Source organism: Gordonia phthalatica, from assembly GCF_001305675.1.
GTDB lineage: Bacteria > Actinomycetota > Actinomycetes > Mycobacteriales > Mycobacteriaceae > Gordonia > Gordonia phthalatica.
In genome coordinates this window covers 2,777,952-2,803,711 of record NZ_CP011853.1, presented here as the reverse complement: position 1 = coordinate 2,803,711, position 25,760 = coordinate 2,777,952, and the positions used below count along the sequence as shown (strand labels likewise).

At 68.0% G+C, this 25,760-nt stretch carries 22 protein-coding genes and 1 tRNA gene; 12 read left to right on the top strand and 11 right to left on the bottom strand.

Features of this window, described 5'->3' with window-relative positions; genetic code table 11:
* A complete protein-coding gene (locus ACH46_RS13130; RefSeq protein ID WP_062393322.1) occupies positions 1-1,332 on the bottom strand; it encodes an MFS transporter in 1,332 nt (443 codons plus the stop codon).
* A gap of 197 nt (positions 1,333-1,529) precedes the next feature.
* On the opposite strand from ACH46_RS13130, the gene ACH46_RS13125 reads away from it, so the two are divergent.
* Both ACH46_RS13125 and ACH46_RS13120 read left to right on the top strand, forming a co-directional pair.
* Positions 1,530-2,294, top strand: coding sequence for an ABC transporter ATP-binding protein (locus ACH46_RS13125; RefSeq protein WP_062393321.1), 765 nt, complete (start codon positions 1,530-1,532; stop codon positions 2,292-2,294).
* A complete protein-coding gene (locus ACH46_RS13120) occupies positions 2,291-3,661 on the top strand; it encodes an ABC transporter permease (RefSeq protein ID WP_062393320.1) in 1,371 nt (456 codons plus the stop codon). The genes ACH46_RS13125 and ACH46_RS13120 overlap by 4 nt, the downstream gene beginning before the upstream one ends.
* 95 nt (positions 3,662-3,756) lie before the next feature.
* On the opposite strand, the gene ACH46_RS13115 is transcribed toward ACH46_RS13120, so the two are convergent.
* Complete coding sequence (locus tag ACH46_RS13115) at positions 3,757-5,352, bottom strand: MDR family MFS transporter (RefSeq protein WP_062393319.1); 1,596 nt, start codon at positions 5,350-5,352, stop codon at positions 3,757-3,759.
* Positions 5,349-5,957 carry a TetR/AcrR family transcriptional regulator gene (locus tag ACH46_RS13110; RefSeq protein WP_062393318.1) on the bottom strand — a complete coding sequence of 203 codons (609 nt, stop codon included), beginning with the start codon at positions 5,955-5,957 and terminating at the stop codon, positions 5,349-5,351. Before ACH46_RS13110 ends, ACH46_RS13115 begins: the two co-directional genes overlap by 4 nt.
* A gap of 97 nt (positions 5,958-6,054) precedes the next feature.
* Between ACH46_RS13110 and ACH46_RS13105 the strand changes: the two genes are divergently transcribed.
* Positions 6,055-7,179: a flavin-containing monooxygenase gene (locus tag ACH46_RS13105; protein ID WP_062393317.1), complete on the top strand. Its 1,125-nt coding sequence runs from the start codon at positions 6,055-6,057 to the stop codon at positions 7,177-7,179.
* A 1-nt stretch (position 7,180) separates the two neighbouring features.
* On the opposite strand, the gene ACH46_RS13100 is transcribed toward ACH46_RS13105, so the two are convergent.
* On the bottom strand, positions 7,181-8,341 hold the full coding sequence (locus ACH46_RS13100; RefSeq protein ID WP_062393316.1) for a thiolase family protein: 1,161 nt from the start codon (positions 8,339-8,341) through the stop codon (positions 7,181-7,183).
* Between the two features lie 95 nt (positions 8,342-8,436).
* Between ACH46_RS13100 and ACH46_RS13095 the strand changes: the two genes are divergently transcribed.
* The gene (locus ACH46_RS13095; RefSeq protein ID WP_062393315.1) at positions 8,437-10,206 is read left to right on the top strand and encodes an AMP-binding protein; all 1,770 of its coding nucleotides are present in this window, start codon (positions 8,437-8,439) and stop codon (positions 10,204-10,206) included.
* Between the two features lie 35 nt (positions 10,207-10,241).
* On the opposite strand, the gene ACH46_RS13090 is transcribed toward ACH46_RS13095, so the two are convergent.
* Positions 10,242-10,736: an FBP domain-containing protein gene (locus ACH46_RS13090; protein WP_062393314.1), complete on the bottom strand. Its 495-nt coding sequence runs from the start codon at positions 10,734-10,736 to the stop codon at positions 10,242-10,244.
* Between the two features lie 377 nt (positions 10,737-11,113).
* Here ACH46_RS13090 and ACH46_RS13085 point away from each other — a divergent pair, with 377 nt between their 5' ends.
* Positions 11,114-11,716 (top strand): HdeD family acid-resistance protein, encoded by a 603-nt coding sequence (locus tag ACH46_RS13085; protein ID WP_062395400.1) that lies wholly within the window; start codon positions 11,114-11,116, stop codon positions 11,714-11,716.
* 45 nt (positions 11,717-11,761) lie between these two features.
* Here ACH46_RS13085 and ACH46_RS13080 read toward each other — a convergent pair whose 3' ends face one another.
* The 4 genes from ACH46_RS13080 to ACH46_RS13065 all read right to left on the bottom strand — a co-directional run bounded on the left by ACH46_RS13080 (position 11,762) and on the right by ACH46_RS13065 (position 15,435).
* The gene (locus tag ACH46_RS13080; RefSeq protein WP_062393313.1) at positions 11,762-13,324 is read right to left on the bottom strand and encodes a class I adenylate-forming enzyme family protein; all 1,563 of its coding nucleotides are present in this window, start codon (positions 13,322-13,324) and stop codon (positions 11,762-11,764) included.
* 154 nt (positions 13,325-13,478) lie between these two features.
* Positions 13,479-13,551 (bottom strand) — tRNA-Asn (locus ACH46_RS13075).
* Between the two features lie 62 nt (positions 13,552-13,613).
* On the bottom strand, positions 13,614-14,306 hold the full coding sequence (locus ACH46_RS13070) for a GntR family transcriptional regulator (protein ID WP_062393312.1): 693 nt from the start codon (positions 14,304-14,306) through the stop codon (positions 13,614-13,616).
* Positions 14,296-15,435 carry an acyl-CoA dehydrogenase family protein gene (locus ACH46_RS13065; protein WP_062395399.1) on the bottom strand — a complete coding sequence of 380 codons (1,140 nt, stop codon included), beginning with the start codon at positions 15,433-15,435 and terminating at the stop codon, positions 14,296-14,298. Before ACH46_RS13065 ends, ACH46_RS13070 begins: the two co-directional genes overlap by 11 nt.
* A gap of 128 nt (positions 15,436-15,563) precedes the next feature.
* Between ACH46_RS13065 and ACH46_RS13060 the strand changes: the two genes are divergently transcribed.
* The gene (locus ACH46_RS13060) at positions 15,564-16,265 is read left to right on the top strand and encodes a hypothetical protein (RefSeq protein WP_062393311.1); all 702 of its coding nucleotides are present in this window, start codon (positions 15,564-15,566) and stop codon (positions 16,263-16,265) included.
* A gap of 4 nt (positions 16,266-16,269) precedes the next feature.
* On the opposite strand, the gene ACH46_RS13055 is transcribed toward ACH46_RS13060, so the two are convergent.
* The gene (locus tag ACH46_RS13055) at positions 16,270-17,490 is read right to left on the bottom strand and encodes a TetR/AcrR family transcriptional regulator (RefSeq protein WP_082399651.1); all 1,221 of its coding nucleotides are present in this window, start codon (positions 17,488-17,490) and stop codon (positions 16,270-16,272) included.
* 175 nt (positions 17,491-17,665) lie between these two features.
* Between ACH46_RS13055 and ACH46_RS13050 the strand changes: the two genes are divergently transcribed.
* The 6 genes from ACH46_RS13050 to ACH46_RS13025 all read left to right on the top strand — a co-directional run bounded on the left by ACH46_RS13050 (position 17,666) and on the right by ACH46_RS13025 (position 24,640).
* Positions 17,666-18,469: an enoyl-CoA hydratase/isomerase family protein gene (locus ACH46_RS13050; RefSeq protein WP_062393310.1), complete on the top strand. Its 804-nt coding sequence runs from the start codon at positions 17,666-17,668 to the stop codon at positions 18,467-18,469.
* Between the two features lie 55 nt (positions 18,470-18,524).
* Complete coding sequence (gene fadD5 / locus ACH46_RS13045) at positions 18,525-20,132, top strand: fatty-acid--CoA ligase FadD5 (RefSeq protein WP_062393309.1); 1,608 nt, start codon at positions 18,525-18,527, stop codon at positions 20,130-20,132.
* Between the two features lie 114 nt (positions 20,133-20,246).
* The gene (locus ACH46_RS13040; RefSeq protein ID WP_062393308.1) at positions 20,247-21,377 is read left to right on the top strand and encodes an NDMA-dependent alcohol dehydrogenase; all 1,131 of its coding nucleotides are present in this window, start codon (positions 20,247-20,249) and stop codon (positions 21,375-21,377) included.
* A 138-nt stretch (positions 21,378-21,515) separates the two neighbouring features.
* A complete protein-coding gene (locus tag ACH46_RS13035) occupies positions 21,516-22,469 on the top strand; it encodes a hypothetical protein (RefSeq protein WP_226995618.1) in 954 nt (317 codons plus the stop codon).
* Positions 22,470-22,547: 78 nt separating this feature from the next.
* On the top strand, positions 22,548-23,360 hold the full coding sequence (locus ACH46_RS13030) for a serine hydrolase domain-containing protein (protein WP_062393307.1): 813 nt from the start codon (positions 22,548-22,550) through the stop codon (positions 23,358-23,360).
* Positions 23,361-23,515: 155 nt separating this feature from the next.
* Positions 23,516-24,640 carry a baeRF3 domain-containing protein gene (locus ACH46_RS13025; protein ID WP_062393306.1) on the top strand — a complete coding sequence of 375 codons (1,125 nt, stop codon included), beginning with the start codon at positions 23,516-23,518 and terminating at the stop codon, positions 24,638-24,640.
* A gap of 103 nt (positions 24,641-24,743) precedes the next feature.
* Here ACH46_RS13025 and ACH46_RS13020 read toward each other — a convergent pair whose 3' ends face one another.
* Positions 24,744-25,262 (bottom strand): DUF3145 domain-containing protein, encoded by a 519-nt coding sequence (locus ACH46_RS13020; protein ID WP_062393305.1) that lies wholly within the window; start codon positions 25,260-25,262, stop codon positions 24,744-24,746.
* Positions 25,263-25,760: the final 498 nt, after the last annotated feature.

Below are 25,760 nucleotides of genomic sequence, written 5' to 3'. Positions count from 1 at the left end.
TCACGGCACCCGGATGACGCGCTTGATCCAGGCGGTGGCGACCACCGAGATCACCGACGTCGCGACCAGGTAGCCCGCGGCCGTCCAGGGGGCGCCGCCCGCACCGTGGATCAGCGCGGTGAGGATCAGCGGCGTCAGACCCGAGGCGTAGATCCCCGAGAACTGGTACACCACCGACAGCCCCGTATACCGGACCTCGGTGGGGAACAGGCTCGCGAAGAAGGTGCCCTGCGCCGCGTAGAAGAGCCCGTGGATCAGGCCGAACACGACCACCAGCCCCACCGTGAACCAGACGATGGACCCGGTGCCGAACAGCGCGAAGACCGGGAACACCGCGAGCCCGTACAGCGCCACCCCGACGCCGTAGACCAGGCCGGGACCGAACCGGTCGGCGGCGGCGCCCGCGAACGGGATCACCACCGCCATCACCGCGGCGGCGACGGTCACGGCGAGCAGGACGTCGACCTTGTTCAGGGCCTGCGACGCCGTCGCGTAGGTGATCGCGAAGACTCCCCAGGTGTTGAAGGCGCTGCCCTCGGCCCAGCGCGCCAAGAGGCCGGCGATCGTGGCGCGACGCAGAGTCGGTGCGCCGAGCAGTTGGCGCAGGGGCGTGCGCGTGGTGTCGAGGGTGGCTCGCGCGGCGACGAACGCCGGCGTCTCGTCGACCGTCAGGCGCACCACGACGCCGACGACCACCAGCACGATCGACACGGCGAACGCGAGACGCCATCCGTACCGGAGGAACTGCTCAGCGTCGAACACCGTCTGCAGCAGCGCGAAGACGGCGGTCCCCAAGCCGAGTCCCAGTGCCAGGCCGACCTGCGGGATGGCGCCGAACCGGCCGCGCCGACCGGGCGGCGCGTGTTCCACGGCCAGGAGCACCGCGCCCGCCCACTCGCCGCCGAGCGCGAAGCCCTGCACGACGCGCAGCAGCAACAGCAGGATCGGAGCCAGCACCCCGACCTGGGCGGCGGTCGGCAACGCACCCATCAGCGCCGTCGCGACGCCCATGAGGAGCATCGTCAACGCCAGGGTGCGGCGCCGTCCGATCCGATCACCGATGTGGCCGAAGACCAGGCCGCCGATCGGACGCATCACGAAGCCGACGGCGAAGGTGACGAAACTGAGCATCGTCCCGACGAACGAACTCTGATCCGGGAAGAAGACGGTGTTGAAGACCAGCGACGCGGCCGTCGAGTAGAGGAAGAAGTCGTACCACTCGACGGTGGTGCCGATCAGCGATGCAGCGATCACGCGTCGGAGTTGACTTCGGTTGGGCGCGACGGGATCTGAGGCGGGTATGCGGGAATCATCGAGGAGGGTTGCGGTCATTCCCGAGAGTCAACGCGGCCGAGGCGGTGATGTCAGTGGTTACGATCGCCGTGATCGCAGCGGAAGTGCGACCGGCGACGGGGCGGTCGCCGCCGACGTACATCTGGAGGATGATGCGCGAACCATCCTCCTGACGGACCCGGATTCCGACTCCGGGCCGACGCGAAAGACCAGGTCGGAGCCATAAATTCAATGGCATGAACTTCAACGAGAACGTCAGCAAGCCCGCGGTCGTCATGCGCCACGTGTCGCGCACCTACGGTGACCCCGCCAATCCCGTCCACGCCCTCCGCGACGTCTCGGTCGACATCCGCCGCCGCGAGTTCACCGCGATCATGGGCCCGTCCGGGTCGGGAAAGTCGACCCTGATGAACGTGATGGCAGGCCTCGATGAGGCATCGTCCGGTCAGATCTGGCTCGGCGACCAGCCGATCGTCGGTCTGGGCGACACGGCCAGGACCATCCTGCGCCGCACCAGCATCGGCTTCATCTTCCAGTCCTTCAACCTGATCCCGACGCTGACCGCCGACGAGAACATCCGGCTGCCGTTCGTCCTCGCCGGGCACCGGCCGGACGCCGCCCAGCAGGCGTGGATCGCGCACCTGGTCGGCTCCCTCGGCCTCCGCGACCGCCTCGACCACCTGCCGTCGCAGCTCTCCGGTGGACAGCAGCAGCGCGTCGCGATCGTGCGTGCACTCGCGGGCAAGCCGGCGATCATCCTCGCCGACGAGCCGACCGGCGCCCTCGACACCCGCACCAGCCGCGAGGTGCTGACCCTGCTGACGACCGCTGCCCGCGAGTACGGACAGGGCATCGCGATGGTGACGCACGACCCGGTGGCCGCGTCGTACGCCGATCGCATCCTGGTGCTGGCCGACGGGCAGATCGTCGGCGAGTACCGCGGCATGGACCCGCGGCAGATCTCCGACCTCCTCATCAACCTGCAGGGGGTGGCGGCATGAGGGCGACGGACTACCGCCTCACGGCGGGCTCGCTGCGTGAGCTCTCGACCGTCGGCGTCGTCTGCGGACTGTCCGCGGCCTACGCGGGCATCATCCTGACGGCGAGCGACTTCCTGGGCGCCGCGGGTGACGACGCCGGCGGCAACCTCGGCGTCCTGCTGAGCATCGTGTCGAGCGTGTTCATCATGATCGCGCTGTTCGTGGCCGCACTGGTCATCAGCAACGGTGTCGACACCGTGATCGCCGGCCGCCACCGGCAGTTGGAGTTGCTCCGCCTGATCGGTGCCAGCGCGAAGCAGCTGCGGTCCAGTCTGACCCGCGGCGTCGCGCAGGTCGCGGCGATCGGCGCCGGGATCGGACTCGTCGCCGGAGTGGCGGTGGCCGATGTCGCCCGCGTCGTGATGGTCTCGCGCGATGTCCTTCCCGACATCCGGTACGGCTTCCTGCCGCCGTCGACGGTGATCGCGGCACTGGCGGTCGTGGGTGTCGCCGTCGCCGCGACCCTGATCGGATCGCGCAAGACGCTGTCCGGGAAATCGGTGACCGGTTCGACGAACTCGTTCCGCTGGCTGCGACACCTGAGCGCCGTGGTGCTGACGGCATTCGGTGCGCTGCTGCTGGTCGGGGCGTGCCTGCTCGGCGAGCAGGGGAGCGAGGCGGGCTTCTTCGCGGCGTTCTTCGGTACGGCGTTCGCTTCGGTCGGGCTGCTGCTGGGTGCACAGCTCGTGGTGCCCGCGCTGGTCGCAGGCTTCGGACGACTGCTCGGCGGAACGCCCGCGGCGATGCTCGCCCGGAAGAACGCGGTCGCGGACAAGGCACGGACCACCCGCTCGACCATCGGCCTGTTCGTCGGTGTCACCCTGATCGTCACGATCATCGCGGGGATGACGTCGCTGCAGGAGTCGATCGAGCGGTGGGACCTCACCGCACAGGAGCTGGAGGACAACCGTCAGGCGATGTCGATGATGACGTGGGTGCTGGTCGGTCTGATCGTGATCTCGGTGATCATCGCCGCGGTCGGCTTCGTCTCGACGATGTCTTTGACGGTGATCAGCCGAACCCGCGAGATCGGCATGCTGCGGGCGATGGGCTTCACCGCCAAGCAGGTGCGCCAGACCATCACGCTGGAGTCGGTGGCTCTCTCGGGCACCGCGATGACCGCCGGATTGGTGCTCGGCACCCTCTTCGGCGCGATCGGAAGTCAGTCGCTGATCGGCGCGATGACGCCCGGCTTCCCGATCGGGCTGCCGCTCGGCGCGTTCGCCGCGATCGTCCTCGGGACCGTCGCCCTGGTGATCGCCGCGTCGTTGCCGCCGAGCCGTCGTGCGGTGTCGGTGGCCCCGGTCGACGCGCTCGCGGTGGTGTGAGAGCGGCTGGAAATATTTGCGTCCCCGTGACGCCGACCCGAGGGCAAATAGCCCTTGGGAGGGCGTCACGGGGACGCAAATGTTCCTGGGTCCGATCAGGCGTCGACCAGGACGCGTTCCTCGGGGCCGTCGACGTCCGTGTCGGGTGTCGGCTCGTTGGTGATCGAGGTCGCGAGCGGCTTCTCCTTCAGGAAAAGCAGCACGACGAGGGCGATCGCGGCGAGCGGGACGAAGAACAGGAAGATCGGCAGCAGCGCCTCGTTGTACGACTCGATGATCGGGATCCGGATCGCGTCGGGCAGTGCGGTGACCGCGGCCGGGGTGAGGTCGTTGCGGCCGGCGTCGCCGCCGGCGCCCGCGGCACCGAGCCGCTCGCTGAGCAGCGTCGCGAGGCGCGAGGCGAAGATGGAGCCGACGATCGCCGAACCCAGCGTCGCGCCGACCTGGCGGAAGTAGTTGTTCGCGGCGGTCGCAGTGCCGACCATGCGGGCCGGGAACGAGTTCTGCACGATCAGCGTCAGGATCTGCATCGACAGGCCGATTCCGATGCCGAAGACGGCCAGGTAGACGCACATCAGCCAGGTGGGGGTGGTGATGTGCATGGTGGCGATCAGCACGAGGCCGATGCCCATCACGATGGAGCCGGCGATCGGGAAGATCTTGTAGCGGCCGGTCTTGGAGACGGCCTGCCCGGAGGCGATCGAGGTGATGAGCAGGCCGCCCATCATCGGGATCATCAGCAGACCCGCGACCGTCGCGCTGACGCCGGTCACCATCTGGATGTATGTCGGCATGTAGCCGAGCGCACCGAACATCGCGACACCGATCAGCAGGTTGGCGATGGTGGTGAGGTTGAAGTTCCGGTCCGAGAACAGACCCATCGGCATGATCGGGTTCTCGGCGTGCTTCTCGACGAAGACGAAGGCGACGGCCAGGACGACGGCGGCGACGGCGAGGCCGATGATCTGCGGGCTGAGCCAGTCGTAGGTGTGGCCGCCCCAGGTGCAGACCAGGACGAGGGCGGTGGTGGCACCGGCGATGAGCGCCATGCCGAAGTAGTCCATGCGCGGCTTCACCTGCTGCTCCACCTTCGGGAGCTTGAGGAAGGCGATGGTCGCGGCGATCGCGAGGGCGCCCAGCGGAAGGTTGCCCCAGAACGCCCAGCGCCAGCCGGGGCCCTCGGTGAGCCAGCCGCCGAGCAGCGGACCGGCGACGGAGGAGACGGCGAACACGGCGCCCATGAAGCCCATGTACTTGCCGCGCTCGCGGGCGGGGACGACGTCGGCGATGGCCGCCTGCGACAGGATCATCAGACCGCCGCCGCCGAGGCCCTGCAGAACGCGGCCGAAGATCAGCCAGGAGATGTCGCCGGCGAGGGCACCGACCACGGAGCCCGCGAGGAAGATCAGGATCGCCGACAGCAGGACGGGCTTGCGGCCCAGCAGATCGCTGACCTTGCCGTACACCGGCATCACGATGGTGCTCGCGAGGATGTAAGCGGTGATGACCCAGGTCATCTGGTCCACGCCGTGGAGTTCGCCGACGATGGTCGGGAGCGCGGTGGAGAGGACGGTCTGATTCAGCGACGCCAGCAGCATCGTGATCATCAGGCCGATGAAGAGCAGGATCACGGTCCGGCGGTCGGGCCCCTGCGCGGTGTCGTCGTCGGGTTCGACGATCTGTGTGGTCATGAGAGTTCCTTGATGGTTCGGCGGAAGACGTCGGCCGCGTGGGCGAGTGCCGGGGAGTCGGGGTTGTCGAAGACGTCGGGGTCGGTCCGGTAGGCGAAGCGCAGGACCGTGCCTGCGAGCAGGACCAGGGCGCGAGCCCCTTCCACCTCCGCGGCCGGTGCGTCCGCGAGGTGCAGGGCGATGGCCGCGCTGAGGCTCTCCTGCGCACTGGTGCCGTGCTGCTGCATCCGCTCGGTGAGCTGCGGATACTTGGCGACCAGCTCGGCGTGGTCCACGTGACGCTCACCGGCCTGCCTGATGGTCGCCGCGACGGCGAGGATCAGGTCGACGGCGCGGTCGAGGCGGGCCGGTCCCGGGGGCGTCTCGAGGAACTCCACCAGGGGTTCCTCGGGGACGCTCGGGGTCCCGGCGCCGAGGACGGCGTCTTCCTTGCATGCGTAGTAGTTGAAGAAGGTCCGGCGGGAGACGCCGGCACGATCGGCGATCTCGGCCACCGTCGTCTCGGTCAGTCCGTTGTCACGAACCAACTCGACGGCCGCGGCGCGCAGTGTCCGCAACGTCTCCAGACGCTGCCGTTCCCGCAGACCCAGTTCCTTGATTTGCACTAGTGCAGTATTGCACGAGTGCAAGGTTGCGTGCACGCAAGTGTGATCCGTCAGACTCCGATGGAACATCGCCGACGCCTGCGAGGTTGCTCGGTACATGAACGGATCGACAGGGGACTCGGCGCGCGGAGCCGCGGTGATCGAGCGGCGCGTCGTCGTGATCGGCGCCGGGCAGGCAGGCCTCTCGACGGCCTACTACCTGCAGCACGAGGGCCTCATCGCGGGGGAGGACTTCGAGGTCCTCGACGCGAACCTCACGCCCGGCGGCGCCTGGAGTCATCGGTGGGATGCGCTGACCTTCGACTGGGTCAACGGCATCTACGACCTCCCCGGATCGCGACTGGAGGGTGCCGATCCCGCCGAACCCGCCCGCGAGGTGATCAAGCGCTACTACGGCGGCTACGAGGTCGAGCGCGACCTCCGCGTGGCGCGGCCGTGGCGCGTCGTCTCCGTGGAGCGGGACGTCGACGACCGCTTCATGATCCATGCCGAACACCCCGACGGAGCGGTGCGGATCTACCGTGCCGGCGCCGTCATCAGCGGCACCGGGACCTGGGATCGGCCGTATGTCCCCTGGTACCCGGGTCGGTTCGACGGTCCGCAGCTCCACACACGCGAGTTTCCCGAGCCGTCCGACTTCGCCGGGAAGCGCGTCCTGGTGGTCGGCGGCGGGATCTCCGCCGTCGAGTTCGTCGTCCTCCTCGACGAGGCGGGCGCCACGCCGATCTGGTCGACGCGCACGCCGCCGCGCTGGCGCGACGTCCCCTTCGACACGTCGTGGGGACTGGAGGTGGAGAACAGCGTCGCCGCCCGCACCCGAGCGGGGTTGCGTCCACTGAGCGTCGTCGCCGCGACCGGCCTGCCGCGCGCACCGCGACTCGCGCCCGCGATCGACAGCGGCGTCCTCACCTCGCGCGGGCCGATCGCACGACTGCTGGCGGGCGGCGTCGAGTTCGCCGACGGCAGCACCGAGAACGTCGACGTGATCCTGTGGGCCACCGGCTTCCGCGCCTCCATCGGCCACCTCGCAGGACTGAGCGTCCGCGAGCGGACCGGCGGTGTGCTCATGGCGGACGACGACGTCAGCGTCGTCAAGGTGCCCGGCCTGTTCCTGGTCGGTTACGGGCGCAGCGCGTCGACGCTCGGTGCCACGCGGGCCGGTCGTCGTGCGGCGCGGGCCGCCGTCGCGGCGACGGAGGGTCGAGAAGCGGTGACGGCCTGAGTCACTCGGTGACTCGGAGCACCACCGCGGCGCCCTGATCTCCCGCGGCGCAGCCGGTGAACAGACCGACCCCGCCGCCACGCGCGCGCAGCGCCTCGATGAGTTCGGCGATCCCGCGCATCCCGGTGGGGCCCTGCGGATGGCCGTACACCAGGCTGCACCCGAAGACGTTCATGGCGGCGGTGTCGAACCCGGTCTGTCGGGTGAAGTAGACGTCGTTGACCGCGAACGGATTGTGCGTGCCGACCAGGTCGACGTCGTCGATCGTCAGTCCTGCGGCGTCCAACGCGGCGCGGGCGGCCGGTACGGGTGCGGTCGGCATCCGGCCCGAGGCGACGCGGGCGGAGCCGAACCCGAGGAGTTCGGCGATGGACCCGTCCACCGAGAGTTCGCGTGCCCGATCCGGCGCGGTGACGAGTGCTCCCGCCGCGCCGTCGGCCGGATGGGTCTGCGAGCCGAAGGTGTGGCGTCCGTTCGGTGCGGCCGGGCGCAGTGCAGCCAGTTCGTCGGTCGACGAGAGCCGGACGCCTTCGTCGTCGGCCAGTGTCAGGGTTCCGCGGCGTCCCGGGATCTCGACGGCCACCACGTGATCGGTTGACGGTCGGGCGGCGTACTGCGCGTTGCGCAGCGCGGTGAGGTCGTCGAGTTCGGCGCGGTCGATTCCGGCTTCCTCGGCGACGTGTTCGGCGGTGGCGAGCATCGATTCTCCGGTGCACGGGTCGGCCTCGAAGGCGTGCAGCAGCCAGTGCTCGGTCTGGGGTGCGCCGCCGCTCGCGTTCGGTTGCGGGTACACCATCGTCGGCGCGTTGCTGGTGCGGTCGGTCAACACGGCGAGGACGTCGCGTCGGCCGCCGAGGGCCGACGCAGCCGCGGACTCGAGGGCGGCGACCGACGTGGCGCATGCCTGAGACACCGCGAGGCCGCCGACGGTGGGCGCGCCGATCGCCGACGCGAGTGACGACGGGCCGTAGAAGATCTCCGACTGCGGGATGGTCCAGCCCAGGACGAGGTGGTCGACCTGGTCGACGGCGTACCCGCGCCGATCCAAGGCTGCGCGGGTGACGGCGGCCGCGGTGTCGAGGCTCGAGACCGCCGCGAGGGTGCCGCCCCACTTGGCGAACGGGGATGTCCATGCGTATCCGGCAGGGATGGCAGCTGGCATCGAAGGCTCCTAGATATTCTACAGGGGTATGTAGTAACGCAATTCTAGTGTAGAACTAATGATGTGTCACGCACCACAGTCGACGAGGAGCTTCCATGACTGCCACATTCGCCGCGCCGCATATCAGCGAGGTCGTTCACCCCGACGGATCCGTCCTGGTCCGGTCGTCCGATCGTCTGGTCGAGCCCTCCGGAACGGTGTACGACGCCTTCTGCGCCGGCGCGCAGCGGCACCCCGACCGACTGCTCGTCGCGGAGCGGGAGGGCGACGGTTGGCGCAGCCTGACCTGGGGCGACGCCTTCGTCCGCGCCGAGTCGCTGGCCCGCGGACTGGCGCGCGCAGGGCACGCGGGGAAGCCGATCATGGTGCTGTCGCACAACAGCATCGCGCACCTGATCGTGACCCTCGCGGCGTACGCGGCCGGGTCTCCGGTGGTGCCGGCGAGCGTCGCCTACTCGATGCAGAGCGCCGACCACGCGAAGCTCGCGGCGCTGGTCTCGACCGCACAGCCCGCCGTGATCTTCGCCGAGTCTGCGGCCTACCGAGCGGCGCTCGACGCCGTCGCAGCCGGTCGCGTCGTACTCACCGCGGAACCGACCAGCTTCCCCGGCGCTGTGACGATCGACGAACTCAGCGTCGACGGCGGGCCGCTCCCGTCGCGCCCCGCGATGGACGACGTCGCCAAGATCATGTTCACCTCGGGATCCACCGGCAATCCGAAGGGCGTGCTCAACACGCACCGGATGATGGCCGTCAACCAGCAGCAGATGCGGCAGGTGTGGCCGTTCCTCGCCGACGAGCCGCCGGTCCTCCTCGACTGGCTGCCGTGGAGCCACACCTTCGGCGGCAACCACAACATGAACATGGTGCTGACCAACGGCGGCACCCTGTGGATCGACGACGGGCGTCCCGCGCCCGCCCTGATCGGCCGCACGGTCGCCAACCTGCACGACGTGTCGCCGACGGTCTACTTCAACGTCCCGGCCGGATACGCGGCGCTGGTTCCGGTGCTGGAGCGCGACCCGCAGGCGGCGAAGGAGTTCTTCGCACACCTCCGGCTCGCGTTCTATGCGGCGGCCGCGCTGCCGCAGGGGCTCTGGGACGCACTCGTCGGCCTGGCCGACGCGCAGGGCGGTCGTGCGCAGATGACGACGTCGTGGGGGATGACCGAGACCGCGCCGGCGTGCACCACGACGCACTTCCCGACGTCGACCGCCACCAGCATCGGCGTGCCGCTGCCCGGCGTCGACATAAAGCTGGCACCGGTCGGGGAGAAGATGGAACTGCGGGTCCGCGGCCCCAACATCACCCCGGGCTTCTACGGCCGACCGGATCTGCTCGACCAGGTGCTCGACGACGAGGGCTTCCTCTGCACCGGCGACGCCTGCCGCCTGGTCGACGACGCCGATCCGCAGCGCGGACTGCGGTTCGACGGCCGCATCGCTGAGGACTTCAAGCTGTCGACCGGAACCTTCGTCAGCGTCGGCACCCTGCGTCCGAAGCTGCTGTCCGCGTGCGCCGGGCTGGTGAACGACGCCGTGATCTGCGGCCACGACACCGACGCGGTGACCGCGCTCATCTGGCTGCACCCCGACCACGCGGCACGGCAGCACGACGGCGTGCCCGATGACGGTCTGCGCGTCGACCTGGAGAAGGCGCTGGTCGAACTCGCTCGGGGAGCGGGATCGTCGCAGCGGGTCGAACGGCTGTTGATCCTCACCGAGCCCGCGGTGCTCGACTCCGGCGAGCTCACCGACAAGGGGTACATCAACCAGGCTCGCGTCCGAGCACTGCGGTCCGAGCTCGTCGCCGAGCTCGGCGCCGCAGATCCCGGGCCGCGGGTGATCTGCTGCCCGACGGTGTAACGCTTTTTGAGTTGTCGGTCGAGAGGAGACTCGCCTCAGTCCTCGGTCGAGAGGACCTCGGCGACGAAGGAGTGCACGCGCTGACGCAACCCGGCCACCTGCTCCTCACGGATTGCCTTCAGATCGGTGCCCTTGTGGAAGGCGGGCGGCAGTTTGCGGGCGTGCTTGGAGCAGCTGAAGCCCGAGCAGACCAGCGTCCCCAGGGTGTCGCCGCGTCGACCGTTGGATCCGCCGCGTCGCACCGTGTAGAGCACCGCCTCCTCGCTCAGATCCACATCCCGGCACCATGCGCACATCGCGCGGCGGGACGGCTTGGCCTCCGCGCGGTTCAGGATGAGGGCGACGAGCTCGTCGTCGTGCTCGACGACGATGTACGCGCGACGCGGCATCTTGCGATCGCGCCAGCCGTAGAACTCGCGGCGATCGAAGTCGACGTCGTCGAAGTCGAGGGGGAAGGTGACCTTCTTGACTTCGCTGCGCGTGGCGCCGCGGAAGGCGTCGAGAATCTGCTTCTGGCTGTACTTGTTCATGAGAATGACCTAACGAGTGAGCGCCCCGGAGGTGCGCGGAATGAGGATCGGCCGAGTGGCCGTGAGCGACGACGAGCAGCCGATCCGTGGGATCGGCTGCGGGGCGAGGTCATCTGCCGGTGGCGCGGTGAGCGCCCGGAGTCTCCTGCATTCGTGAGGTCATGATGACTCCACCGTAGCGCACAGGTGCGCTGGAGTTCGATCGGATTTCGCGCGGCCGCGTCGAATCGTCGACACCTCACGGCATTCCGGTGGCGTCGCACGGTCAGTGCGCCGCGTGCGGGCTAGGCTTCTCGTACGCGATCGATTGGTCCGCTTCGAGGGCTCTCGGGGCTTCGGGCTGATCGTTTCATCCCATGAGAAAGGTCGACGACGACATGACATTCAACAGCCCGCTCGGTGGCGCACCGGAAGCGGTGCGCGAGATCGCGAACCGGACCTGGCAGAGCCTGCTCGGCATCGGTATCGCATCGGTGATCCTGGGCGTCATCACGCTGCTGATGCCGGGAGCAGCTCTCTTCACGATCGCGATTCTGTTCGGCGTCTACCTGCTGATCTCCGGCATCTTCCAGATCGCCTCGACCTTCGGTGTGCAGAACGCGCACGGCTGGTGGCGGGTGCTGACGTTCGTGTCGGGCGCGATCTCGATCCTGCTGGCGTTCGTGTGCTTCCGGAACATCGAGAGCGCCGTCATCCTGCTGGCCATCTGGGTCGGCATCGGCTGGATCTTCCGCGGTGTCGCCGAGCTGTCGGTGTTCTCGGACGTGGCGAGCGGGCTGCCGGGTCGCGGATGGGGAATCTTCACGGGCATCATCACCGTCGTCGCCGGCGGCATGCTGATCATCTGGCCGATCTCGTCCATCGCGACGCTGACGGTCGTCACCGGCGTCATGCTGGTGGTCGTGGGCTTCGTCGAGGTCGGCAATGCGTTCGCGCTGCGGTCCAAGACCAAGTCTCTGGGCGTGTCCGCGGGCGCCTGACCGCGTCGGAACCCGAATCGGGGCTGAGTCGACGAACTCGTCGACTCAGCCCCGATTCGTTGGTTCCAGCAACACTTTCCGGATCTTGCCCGCCGGCGTCATCGGCAACGACGCGACCACCTCGACGGCGTCGGGCACCTTGTACTCGGCGAGCGACGTCCGGCACGATGCCATCAGGCGGTCGACGTCGACCGTGGTTCCGGGCGTGGGCACGACGAAGGCGTAACCGGTCTCGCCGTAGGTGGCGTGCGGGACGCCGATCACCGCGCACATCGCCACCGCCGGGTCGCTCGCGAGCACGTTCTCGACCTCGGCCGGGTAGACGTTGTAGCCGCCGCGGACGTACATCTCCTTCTTGCGTGCCACCACCGCGAGGTGGCCGTCGTCGGTCATGGTCGCGATGTCGCCGGTCGCGAGCCAGCCGTCGTCGCTGAAGGTCGCCGCGGTCTCCGCAGGCTTGTCCCAGTAGCCCGCCGCGACGCACGCACCGCGGAGTTGGAGTTCTCCGGCTTCACCGCGGGGGAGGTCCGCGCCGTCGTCGCCGACGATCCTGGCCTCGACGCCGTCGAGCGGGGTGCCGATGGTGGTGGCGACGATGGCGAGCGAATCCGAGGCGGGCGAGATCACCGAGGCTCCCGACGTCTCCGACAGGCCGTAGAGGTTCGCCAGGCGTGGCCCGCCGAACCGTTCGGTGACCTGCTCGGCGAGGGACGGTTCCAGGTTGGAGCCGCCCACGACGCACAGGCGGACGCTCGACAGGTCGCAGGCGGCGAACGCCTCCGATGCCAGCAGCATCCGGAGCATGGTCGGCACGCCGCAGAAGATGGTGAGGCCCCGGGTCGCGGCGTCGACCACCAGGTCGGGGTGGAAGCGGGGCAGCAGCGCCACCGAACCGCCCGCCACGAGGCTGGAGCCGACCGCGCAGGTGAGACCGCCGACGTGGTTGAACGGCAGGGCGCCGAGGAGGACGTCGTCCGGGCCCTGCTCGAAGCGTTCGGCCTGCATCGCCGCCGATGCCAGCAGACTCGCGTGGGTGAGGGTCGCGCCCTTCGGGTCCCCGGTGGTGCCCGACGTGTAGAGGATGACGGCGGGGTCGTCGGGGGAGACGGCCGGGTCGCCGGGGGCGTCGGAGGCGGTGCCGCTCGCGGTGAGTGCGGCCCAGCCGTCGTCATCGGAGGCACCGAAGAAGACAGTCCGCTCAACACTCGGGATCTGCGGTGCGAGGTCGGCGAGGAACGGGCGGAAGTCGAAGCCGCCCGCCGATTCGTCGCAGAGGAGCAGAGTGGCGCCGGACTGCCCGAGCATGTAGGTGAACTCGTGCTCGCGGTAGATCACGTTGAGGGTCACCAGAATCGCGCCGATTCGCGCGGCGGCGAAGTACGCGACCAGCCAGTCGGGACTGTTGGCCGCAGCGATCGCGATCCTGTCGCCGTGCCCGATCCCGGCCCCACGCAGGCCGTCTGCGGCGCGGGACGCCCGCGCCTGCATGTCGGCGAACGTGATGGTGTCGTCGCCGAAGTGGATGAAGGGTGCGTCCGGCGTGGTCGCTGCGCGCTCCGCCAGCACCGCCCCGATGGTCTTGCCCGCGACTGCCTGAATCATCGACATGACTTCAGCATCTCGCACAGTCACCACGTTTCGGCCCGGAAACAGGCTGATTCGTGAAGGCCGGACGCTATACGCGTTGGTTGTGCGAGGATGCCGGGAGACCGGACGCCCGAGAAATAGAAAACCCGCTGCGTGAACAGCGGGTTTCTAGTTGCTCCCCCAATTGGACTCGAACCAATAACCTGCCGATTAACAGTCGGCTGCTCTGCCAATTGAGCTATGGGGGATTGCGTGTTGCGAACGAGAACAGACTCTATCCCATGATTCTCGGAGAGTGCAAAACGGCTGGTCAGGGAGTGGTGCGCCAGATGTCGGTCCGTTCGAGATGCGCGATGAGCCGGTCCGCGCCGTCGGTGAACTCCCGGCGAATGCACACGGCCGCCCGGTCGGCGTCGCGGGCGCGATAGGCGGCGATGAGATCGTCGTGGCGGTCGGCGGTCGTCGCGCCCCAGTCCGGATCGGCCGCGTACATCTCGTGCGGGGTGTAGCGTGTCGTGTTCATCAGCATCCATGCGAGTTTGGAACTGTCGGACGCCTGATTGTGAGCGCGGTGGAACTCGTGCTCGGCGCGGGTGAGTGCGTCGGTGTCGCCGGAACGGAGCGCCGCGCGGAACTGCGCGTTGGCCCACTCCAACTCGTCGATCCGTGCAGATGTGATGACGTCCGCGGTGCGCCTGGCGATCCGCGCCGCGATCTCGCCCTGCAGCCAGAAGATGTCGTCGACGTCGGTCCGCGTCAACCGAGCCACCTCGTACCCGCGGTGCGGGGCGAGGAGCACCATGCCCTCGCCCCGCAGCGTGAGGAGCGCTTCGCGGACGGGGGTCACGCTCACTCCCAGTGCGACGGCGGTCTCGTCGATCCGGATCCGGTCGCCGGGAAGGAGCTCGGCGGTCATGATCCGGTGCCGGATGGTCGACGCGACCTCGTCGGACAACTGCGGACGGTGCCGCGGACGTCCCGATGCAGGGGGATCAGAGGCCATAGGTCTTTCCGATGATGTCGCGCTGGATCTCGTTGGTGCCGCCGAAGACGGTCGAGATGATCGCGCCGCGCATCAGTCGCTCGGCGTCGAACTCCTTGGCGTAGCCGTAACCGCCCATCATCTGCATCCCGTCGATGGTCATCGCCTTGCTGGTCTCGGTGGCCTTCAACTTCACCATGGACGCCTCGCGCGGCATCATCTTCTCCGGATGCGCGTCGGCGGCACGGGCGACGCTGTAGACCAGCTCGCGGGTGCAGGCGATCTCGGTGGCGTGATCGGCCATCCGGTGGCGCAGCGCCTGGAACGATCCGACCGGGCGGCCGAACTGCTTGCGGTCCTTGATGAACGCGAGGGTGTCGTCGAAGGATCGGCGTGCCAGACCGAGCTGCATCGCGGCGAGGATGAGGCGTTCGGTGTTGAGACCCGACATCAGCTGGCGCCAGCCGTCATCCACCTTTCCGACGACGGCGGAGTCGGGGACGAAGCAGTCGGTGAAGTAGAGGTCGTTGACCTCGCGGCCGCCGAGCGTGTCGATCCCGCTGATCCGCAGTCCCGGGGTGTCGGCGGGAACGTGGAACTGGGTGAGCCCCTCGTGCTTGCCGCCTGACCGGTCGGTGCGCGCGATCAGCAGGATCGACTTGGAGAAGTGTGCGTTGGAGCACCAGGTCTTCTGCCCGTTGATCTTCCAGCCGCCGTCGACCTTCTCCGCGCGGCAGGTCAGGGCGCCGACGTCGGAACCGGCCTCCGGCTCGGACATGGAGATGGACAGGGAGTCGCCTGCGACGACGCCGGCGAGGACCTCGCGACGGAGGTCGTCGTCGGCGAACTTGGCGTACGCCGCGGCGGTGATGAGCGTGGGGCCGACGGCGCCGATCGGTGCCTGATTGCGTACCGCCTCCTCCAGGAAGATGCACATCTCGACGTTCCCCGCACCGGCGCCGCCGAACTCCTCGGCCACGTTGATGCCGGCCCAGCCGAGTTCGGCCATCTTGCGATACAGGACGTCGGAATGGGCGTCGGCACCGTTGTTGGTGAGGGCGTCGCGCTTGGCTCGGGTGCCGACCTCCCGCTCGCAGAAATCAGTGACCGCCTGCGCGAACGCCTGCTGTTCCGGGGTGAACTCGACCATGTGATGCTCCTTGACGACGACGGTGATGAAACAATTCACTACTTTCGTACCACATATATCTTCGCGCATTACTAGTGATGCGCGACACATATCAGTTGGTTGGATAGCACCCACTAGAGTTGGGCGTCATGGCAACGGGCACGGAAGAACCAGGGCGTGACGAACTCCTCGCGGAGAATCGGGCACGCCGCGCGCAACTCCGTGCCGAGGAGGAGGCGAAAGCTGCGCGCAAGGCCGGCGAGGACACCGGTGTCGACGAGCCGGACCTGCAGGCAGGGGATGCCGTCGAGGACTCCGCGACCGACGAGCCGACGGGTGAGAGCCGAGACCGCCAACCGCGTCGGCTGCTGACAGTGCTTGTCGCGGCGGTGGCGGTGCTGGCGATCGCCGTCGGCGTGCTCGGCTACCTGCTGGCGACCGCAGGATCGGACTCGACGATCGACGACCAGGCGATGAACGGCGCCGTCGACGACGCGAAGACGTACGCGACCACGGTGCTCACGTACTCGTCGGGCGACTACGCCGACCTCGACAAGCGGATCCGAGCCATCTCCACGCCGGAGTTCGCCGACCGCTACATCAAGTCATCGCAGCAGGCACGTCAAGGCAACGACGAAGCGCAGGCCAAGGGAACGGCGGAGGCCAAGGAGGCGGGCCTCATCTCCCTCTCCGACACGACCGCGAAGGTGCTGGTCGCCGTCGATCAGAAGGTGACCTCGCCACTGGTGCCGGCCGTCGGCCCGGACGGCATGAACTACGAGTCGCGCATCACGATCACCCTGACCAAGGATGGCGACACCTGGAAGCTGTCAGACCTCACGGTGGTCTAGGAGTTCAAGGGTTCAAGGGTTCAGGACCCTGGCCCGGCAACGTCGCGGGGCCGCGGAGAACGGTCGCGCAGATGGTGCCGACCGTCGCCGCGTCGACGTCGCGGTGGGCGACGGTGACGTCCGTCGCGAGGTTCAACGCCGCGTGGACAAGGAATCGTGCCGTCCCCGGTGTCAGATCGGGCCGGGCCCGGCGGAGCCATGACGCCCATTCGTCGACGTTCAGGCGCTGCTGTCGGCGCAATGCCCGCCGATCGTCCGGGTCGAGGGCGCTCATGTCGCGCAGATAGACCGTCATGATGTCGGGGTCGGCGACGCACAGGCCGGCATATTGCCGAGCCAATGCGTCCACTGCCTCGACCGGTGTCGCCGCGTGTGCGAGACCGTCGGCGATGGCGGCGGTGGTTCGCTCCGAACCGCGCCACAGCGCGGCGATCAGAATGGCGGTCTTGGATGGGAAGTGGCGATAGACGCCGGAGGGCGGCAAGTTCACTGCCGCACCGATCTGCTCCATCGTCACCTCGTGGAAGCTGTGTGCGGCGAACAGTCTGATCGACTCGGTCAACACGGCCTCCCGTTTTCCGAGCGGCGTGAGGCCGGTGGGTTCGACGACCGCTGCCGGTGCGGGCAGGTCCAGGTCGAGGACCGTCGTGCAGGCGTCGAGGAGAGCGGTCAGGGCGGTCCGCCGCGCCAGAGTGATCCGGTGGGTGACGGGGCTGGCGATGATCGACAGCGCCGCCGTCACGAGGATCTGTGCCGTACGGTCGGTGATCGACGGCCGAGACCTGCGGACCAGTGCGACGAGGCGCGCTCGACCCCTGCCCGACATTTCGGCGAGTCGCTGCCGATCATCACCCTCCAACATGCGCGGCTCGCGCCGATAGATGTTGCCGGTGTCGCGGCGGTCCAGCGCCACCCCGGCGACGGCGCGCAGGATCGCCGACGCCTCGGTGCGCGGATCGTCGTCGGCTGGGACGGCGTCGATGGTGTCGGCGACCTCCTCTCCCTGCCGGAGGAGTGCTGCCGCGAAGAGTTCGTACTTGCCGGCGAAGTGGCGGTACAGCGCCGGCGCGGAGATGCCGGCCTCGTCCGCGATCCGACTCAGATGCGCCGCGTGAAAACCGTCGCGGGCGAAGGTCCGCGCCGCAGTCGTGAGGATGACATCGCGACGATCAGCGGGCCGTTTGCGTGCCCGCGGCGTGGATGCGGTGTCGGCCCTGGATGTCATGGTCAGTCATCGTAGCGAACTCGGAGAACCGTCGAATGCGATTGATGAGAAGTGGATAAACCCTGGTATTTGGGTTTTCATTTCCTGAAAAGTTAATTGATATTCTCATGACTTGCATCACTTCCGGTGCTACGGTGGGTCACGATTGCGACAAACTCACCGAGCGAGGAGAGCGATGATCAGCGAAGCCGCCCGCGTTGACGGGGTGTGGGGAAGCATCGACGACCACGGGGTGGCCCGGTTGGAGATCGATCGACCGAAGCAACTCAACGCGCTCGACGGTCCCGCGTCCCGACGGGTGATCGCACTCTGCGGTGAGTGGGCGGCGCGCGACGACGTCCGCGTCGTCGTCCTGTCCGGTCGCGGCGGTTCCTTCAGTGCCGGCGCCGACGTCGCGGGCATGGCCTCGGACTCGGCGGCGTCGGGCGGGTACGACGGCGCCGCGTCACGGGGGATCATCGAGAACGGATCGAATCTGGTGCGGGCCGTCAGGTCTCTGCCCATGCCGGTGATCGCAGCCCTCGACGGGCCCGCCGTCGGCATCGGCGCGTCGATGGCGGTCGCGACCGACCTGCTCTACGCCACCAGCCGCACCTACTTCCTGCTCGCCTTCGTCAACATCGGGCTGATGCCCGACGGCGGCGCCACGGCGATCTTCACCGCTGCGGTCGGCCGAGCGCGTGCCAACGCGTTGGCGCTGCTGGGGGAGAAGCTGTACGCCGCGGAGGCCTTCGACGCCGGGCTGGTCAACGGGGTCTTCGACGATCCGGCCGACCTGAGCGACGCCGTCGATCGAGCCGCTCGCCGACTGGTCCGCAGTTCGCCGCGGGCTCTTGCGCTCACCAAGAAGGCCCTCGACGACCACTCGCTCCACGGCTTCGACGACGCCCTCGCCCGCGAGATCGCCGGTCAGACCGAGCTCCTCCAGTCCCCGCAGTTCCAAGCCGCCCTGGCTGCCTTCGGCGACCGCCGACAGTGACCGCTGTTCTCTCTCGACTCGACTCACATCCCGTTCCATTCACACAGGAGATGACATGACCGACACCCTGGGCTTCGCCCTGACCGACGAACCACTGCGCTCGCGTCGCAATCACTGGAACAACCAGGTGGCACGGCATGCCGCCGCGAACCCGGACGGTGTGGCCCTGCGGTTCCTCGGCCACAGCACCACCTGGGGGCAACTCGACGACCGTACGCACTCCCTCGCCGCCGCACTGCTGCGCCGCGGCGTGCAGTTCGGCGACCGCATCCTGGTCCTGATGCTGAACCGCACCGAGTACGTCGAGCTGACCCTCGCCGCCAACTTGATCGGCGCCATCCCCGTACCGGTCAACATCCGCATGGCCCCGGCCGAGATCGCCTTCCTGGTACAGGATTCCGGTGCGACGATCGTCGTCACCGAGACGATGCTCGCGCCGCTCGCCGACGCGGTCGCCCAGATCACGGGCGGCATCGACTCGATCATCACCGTCGGCGACCGCGCGAACACCGACCACCTCGGCTTCGAGGACCTGATCGCCGAGGAGGGCGAGCCGCTGCCGGAGATCGACATCCCCGAGGAGACGATCGCGCTCATCATGTACACCTCGGGCACCACCGGCAAGCCCAAGGGGTCGATGCTCACCCACCAGAATCTGCAGGCCCAGGCCGTCACCTGCATTCAGGCGCTGCAGACCTCGTCCGACGACGTCGCCTCGTGTGTGGCTCCGATGTTCCACATCGCCGCGCTGGGCGCGATGACGCCGACCTTCTACATGGGCGCGACGACGGTCATCCACCCGCTCGGGAACTTCGATCCCGAGCAGATGCTCGACGTGCTCGAGGCGGAGGGCACGACGTCGATCTTCCTGGTGCCGGCCCAGTGGCAGGCGGTGTGCGCCGCGCAGAAGGCCAAGCCGCGCGACCTGAAACTCCGCGTCATCAGCTGGGGTGCCGCGCCGGCGTCGGACACCGTGCTGAACGCGATGAACGAGACCTTCCCGGACGCGCTCAACATTGCGGTCTTCGGACAGACGGAGATGTCGCCGATCACGTGCGCGCTGGAGGGCAAGGACGCGCTCCGGAAGATCGGCTCCATCGGCAAGGTGGTCCCGTGCGTCACCGCCCGCATCGTCGACGCCGCGATGAACGACGTGCCGCAGGGCGAGGTCGGCGAGATCGTCTACCGGGGACCCAACCTGATGGCCGGCTACTGGCAGAACCCGCAGGGCACCGCCGACGCCTTCGCCGGCGGCTGGTTCCACTCCGGCGACCTGGTCCGACAGGACGAGGAGGGCTTCCTCTACGTCGTGGACCGAGCCAAGGACATGATCATCTCCGGCGGCGAGAACATCTACTGCGCCGAGGTGGAGAACGCGCTGTTCGGTCACCCCAAGATCAGTGAGGCCGCGATCATCGGTCGCGCGCACGAGAAGTGGGGCGAGGTTCCGGTGGCGGTCGTCGTGCTGGCCGAGGGCGTCGACGAGCTGACGCTCGAGGAGATGGAACCGTACCTGAACGAGAACCTCGCGCGGTTCAAGCACCCGAAGGACCTCGTCATCGTCGACGAGCTGCCGCGCAACGCCGGCGGCAAGGTGGTGAAGCCGCAGCTGCGCAAGGAGTTCGGCAGCAAGGACGTCGGTCTCAAGAATCGAAAACTGTAACGTGTTTCATTTTTGCGGAAAAGTGACTACGCTCCCTTACGGAAGCGGCACCAGCCGTAGGTCACTCGCCGGATTCACTCCGGCTGCAACGGGATTCGAATAGAGGTACAGACTGTGAAGACCAAGGGCGCCATCCTCCGGGAGCTCAACACGCCGTGGCAGATCGAAGAGATCGAGATCGGTGACCCGAAGGCCCACGAGATCAAGATCCGCATGGAAGCCGCGGGCATGTGCCACTCGGACCATCATCTGATGACCGGCGGCATCCCGATGGGCGGCTTCCCGATCCTCGGTGGTCACGAGGGCGCGGGCGTCGTCGAAGAGATCGGCGAGGGCGTCACGGACTTCGCGGTCGGCGACCACGTGGTGCTGTCGTTCATCCCCTCGTGCGGAAAGTGCAAGTCCTGCAAGGCCGGTGTCGCGAACCTCTGCGACTTCGGGGCCATGCTGCTGCAGGGTGAGGCGGTCTCCGACCACACGTTCCGCATCCACACCTCCGACGGCCAGCCGGTGTACCCGATGACACTGCTGGGCACCTTCAGCCCGTACATGGTGGTGCACGAGGCCTCGGCGGTGAAGATCGACCCGGAGATCCCGTTCGAGGTCGCAGCCCTGTGCGGCTGCGGCATCCCGACCGGCTACGGCTCGTCGACCCGAAGCGGCGACGTGCGTCCCGGCGAGGACGTCGCGATCATCGGTGTCGGCGGCGTCGGCACCGCGGCCCTCCAGGGCGCGGTCATCGCCGGCGCGCGCAACGTCTTCGCGATCGACCCGGTCGAGTGGAAGCGCGAGCAGGCCCTCAAGTTCGGTGCGACGCAGGTCTTCGCATCGGTCGAAGAGGCGATGAACGACATCGGCAACTCCACCGAGTGGGGCATGTGCCAGAAGGTCATCGTCACCGTCGGCGAGGTCCACGGCACCGACGTCGACACCTGGATGAGCATCACCGCCAAGAACGGCACCTGCGTCCTGACCGGCATGGGCAACATGATGGAGAACCAGGTGACGCTGAACCTGTCCATGCTGACCCTGCTGCAGAAGAACCTGCAGGGCAGCATCTTCGGCGGCGCCAACCCGAAGCTCGACATCCCCAACCTGCTGTCGATGTACAAGCTGGGCAAGCTGAAGATCGAGGAGATGATCACGCGCACCTACAGCCTCGATCAGATCAACGAGGGCTACCAGGACATGCTGGAGGGTCGCAACATCCGCGGCGTCATTCGCTACACGGACGCCGACCACTAGTAATACGCACGACGGGACCCGTCGACGCTGCGGCGTCGGCGGGTTTTCGCGTCCCATGACGGGTTCGCGAGGGTCCGTGCCCTACTGTTGTCATGTCGGGCCGACCGCAGGTCAGGCCACCGTTCACTAAGGGGAGACATGACGGAGAAGAAGTCGCGGGCGCAGCGCGGCGCGGAGATGGCAGAACGGGAGACCGTTGCCGGTGGGGGATTCCAGGCGTCCGCCGAGGCGAAGTCGACCGCGCTCAAGCTGCGGATCGCCGCCGCGGTGCTGTGGGCCATCGCGATCGGCACGGAGCTGTTCACGATCTTCTGGGTGCTCAGGCAGGACCCGATCGTCATGTGGCTGCTGATCGTCATGATCGTCGTGATCGGTGCGTTCGCGCTCGGCGGCTCGCTGCTGTGGAAGAAGGCGAACCGGTACGACCCCGCCTCGAAGAAGGACACCGTCCGATTCTTCGTCCAGAATCAGCTGGGCGTCATCATCACGGTCATCGCCTTCCTGCCGCTGATCGTCCTGATCTTCCTGAACAAGGACATGGACGGTAAGCAGAAGGGCATCGCCGGCGGCATCGCGATCGTGCTCGCGGTCCTGGTCGGTCTGGCCAGTGCCGATTGGAATCCGCCGTCGGTGGAGCAGTACAGCGTCGAGACCAACGTGGTCCAGCAGCTGACCGGCAAGAACGAGGTCTTCTACACCAAGAGCGGTTCGGTGTTCCACGTCTGCGCGGAGGCCTCCGACCTCAAGCGATCCAAGAACGTTCTCAGCGGCACCGTCGAAGAGGCGCACCAGCAGAACAAGGACCGCCTCACCAAGAAGTGGGTCTCCGAGGCCATCAACAACTGCGGTATCCCCGTGGAGAAGGTCGATGCCGTCCTCGGCGACGTGGAGGACGTGACCACCACGCTCGACGACGACCAGTTCACGAAGGGCGAGGACGGCACGGTGGCGGTGAACTCCGGTGTCGAGAAGTCGGCTGCTCCCGCGACGAGCACCGCACCGACGACCTCCGCGCGCACGTCGACCACCCGGACGACCACTCGGTCGACCACCCGCACCAAGCCCGCCACCACGTCGCGGTCGTCGTTCTGACCCTCCGACGTTCGTGACACGACCCTCGACGGGCCGATCCGTCCGCGACGCGAACCGACCACAGTAGGCTCGACGACTGTGAAGTCTCTGCGTGCGCTCTCGGATTGGCCCGTCGATCATGTCGCGGCTGCGGTCGTGACCGACGGCGGGGTGGTCGACACGTTCGGCGACACCGATCGCGTCTACGAACTGGCGTCGGTGACCAAGCTGCTCGTCGCGCAGGCCGTCCTGGTGGCGGTGGAGGAGGGGGCCGTCGAGCTCGACACCCCCGCGGGCCCGCCCGGTGCGACCGTCGCCCACCTTCTGGCGCACGCGTCCGGCCTCGCCTTCGACAGCCGAGAGGCGGCGGCCGGGGTGGCCGAGCAGCGCATCTACTCGAGTGCCGGGTTCGAGGTCCTCGCCGAGCTCGTCGAGGCCGAGGCGGGCATCGCCTTCCCCGAGTACCTCCGAGAGGCCGTCTGCGATCCGTTGGGCATGACGTCCACCGAGTTGGCGGGGCCCGCGGGACACGGTGCGCGATCGAACGTCGCGGACCTCGCGGCGTTCGCCGCCGACCAACTGGCGCCCCGCCTGCTCTCGCCCGAGCTGGCGGCCGCCGCGTCGACCGTCCAGTTCCCGGGCCTCGACGGCTTCGTCCCCGGCTACGGCAAGCACCGCCCCAACGACTGGGGCCTCGGCTTCGAGATCCGCGGCGCCAAGACCCCGCACTGGACCGCCTCCGGTCATTCGTCGCGCACCTACGGTCACTTCGGTCAGGCGGGCACCTTCCTGTGGGTGGACCCCGACCGACGGGCCGCCGCCGTCGTCCTCACCGACCGGCCGTTCGGCGCCTGGGCCAAGCCGCTGTGGAGCGACTTCAACCAGACGATCCTCGACGATCCGGACCTCTGAACCTCCGCACTGCGGACAGTCCGACAAACAGCGCTCGGCCGCGGTCCGGAAGTGGGTACCGTCGACAGTAGGGCGCGGTCTTGCCGACGACGAGATCACATCGGGTCCACTGGCGGGCCGCGTTGTCATTCGAGAACGCACAAGGAGGAACGTCAGTGGCACGTCATGATTTCCCGTCCACCAGTGAACTTCTAGAGCTGGGGACCAAGCGCGAGCACGCCGTCACGATCTACGCGCAGGCGACGGCCGCGCAGATCGATCTCGCCAAGACCACCGCGAAGAGTGCGATGGACCGGGCCGTCCGAACCCTGCGCGAACAGGGTGCCAGCCACGGTCTGGAGACCGCCCTGCAGGAACAGCTGGCCAAGGTCCTCGCCGACGAGAGCTGGCGACGACTGTCCCGCTCGGTCGCGATCTTCGTGACCCCCGACGCCGCCGAGATGTTCGTGCTGCCGAATCAACTCGAGAATCAGATGCAAGTCGGCACCTACTTCGACGTCGGCCAACTCGTCCGCGCCATCGCGACCCCGCAAGACGCGTACGCGCTCACCCTCTCGTCTGACGGCTGGAACCTCTGGCGGGCGACCGGCGCCGACATCGTCACCGAGATGGACGTCGACGACGAGGGCATCGAGGACGTTGCCGACGCCACCAACCGGGCCACCGTCCGCGGCCGCATGCACGCCCGACGCCTGCACGGCGACAGCGGCACCAAACTCCTCCAGGAACAGTATGTGAAGCGGGTGCACGACGCCGTCGTCAAGGCGATCGACGCCGAAGACCCGTCGGCGACGCGGCCGCTGTTCGTGTTCGCCGCCGACACCCTGCTCGACATGTACCGGAACATCGACCGCGGAGTCCGCGAGATGCTTCCGGTTCACGGCAACCCCGACGAGCTCACCGCACCCCAGATCGACGCCCGCGTGCGTGAAGGGCTCAGCGGCATCAACGCGCGGCGCGCCAACAAGCGCGTCGACAAGATCGGCGACGGTGTCAAACAGGGCATCGTCGCGACCGACCTCGTCGACATCGCCCGCGCCGCCGTCGGCGGCAACATCGACACCCTGGTGTACGACTTCACCGTCGACCTCCTCGGCCGCCTCGACAACGAGACCGGCGAACTCACCTACGACGACAGCGGCTACGACCTGCTGTCCCGAATCGCCGTGTGGGTCCTCCAGACCGGCGGCCGCGTGATCCCGGTCCGGGACAGCGAGATCGTGTCCAACCTCTGGAACGGGACGGCCGCGGCGCGACTCCGCTACCCGCTCAGCACCTAGTGACGCACTGACAGACGCAGTCGCACTGACAGAACGACGAAGGGACCGCCCGGCGTGAGCCGAGCGGTCCCTTCGTCTGACCGAGGAGGAAGTGGCGTCGCTGTCAGCCGACGCGCTGAGTCAGCCAGGTCACCTGTGCGCCGAAGCTGCCCATCCGGTAGTTCTCCAACGCCTCATCCCACGCCGTGCCCAGGATCGCGTCCAACTCGCCGGCCAAGCCTGCGCTGTCCGGCTGCGCATCCATCAGCGCGCGCAACTGCATCTCGCCGACGATCACGTCGCCGTTCGCGCCCGTCGCACCGTGCCACAGGCCCAGACCGGGCACCTGGCAGAAACGTTCGCCGTCGACACCGTCGCTCGGATTCTCCGTCACCTCGAACACCAGGCCGGGCCACTCGCGCAGCGCATTCGTCAACCGCGCACCGGTCCCGACGGGACCCGCCCAGTCGACAGTCGCCCGCATCCGGCCGGGCTCGGCCTCCTGCGCAGACCACAGCAGCGACGCCCGAGAATTCAGGGTCGACGACAGGGCCCACTCGACGTGCGGGCACAACGCGACAGGAGAGGCGTGCACGTACACCACGCCACTCGTCATGTCCGCAAACTGATTCAGAGTGCGCACTTCTTCACCTCCGGTTCGGTCGATCGAGGAACGTCTTCCCCAAGCGCACCTGTCGATCGGGAACCGGATATCACATTGCTGCTTCTCATTGTGCACTGTGAGGGGCGTGTTGCGCTAGTTGTTTCTGTGCCTGTTGGTGTTGCCGTTCGGCGTGGCGGCGGATTCGTCGCTGAGACAGTCCTCGCTCCTCGGCTAGCGCCTCGTCCCTGCGGAGAGCTCAGCGATCGAATCCGCCGCCACGCCGAACGGCAACCGTGCGTCGGTACAGAAACAACTGGCGTAGCGCGCCCTTCACAGTGGACAGAGGGCCGCATGTGGTCGGGTGCGACAGCTGCGCTCGCCTCAGTGCAGGCGTGGGGACCCAGCGTGGTGCGGTTGCGTCGACGGATCTTAGGAGCCGATCACGGTGAACCGCACGGAAGAGCGGAACGAGGGACTCGACAACCAAATGCCGCGGCGAGGGAACAGTCCCGAGACGAGAGACGAACGGAACAACGC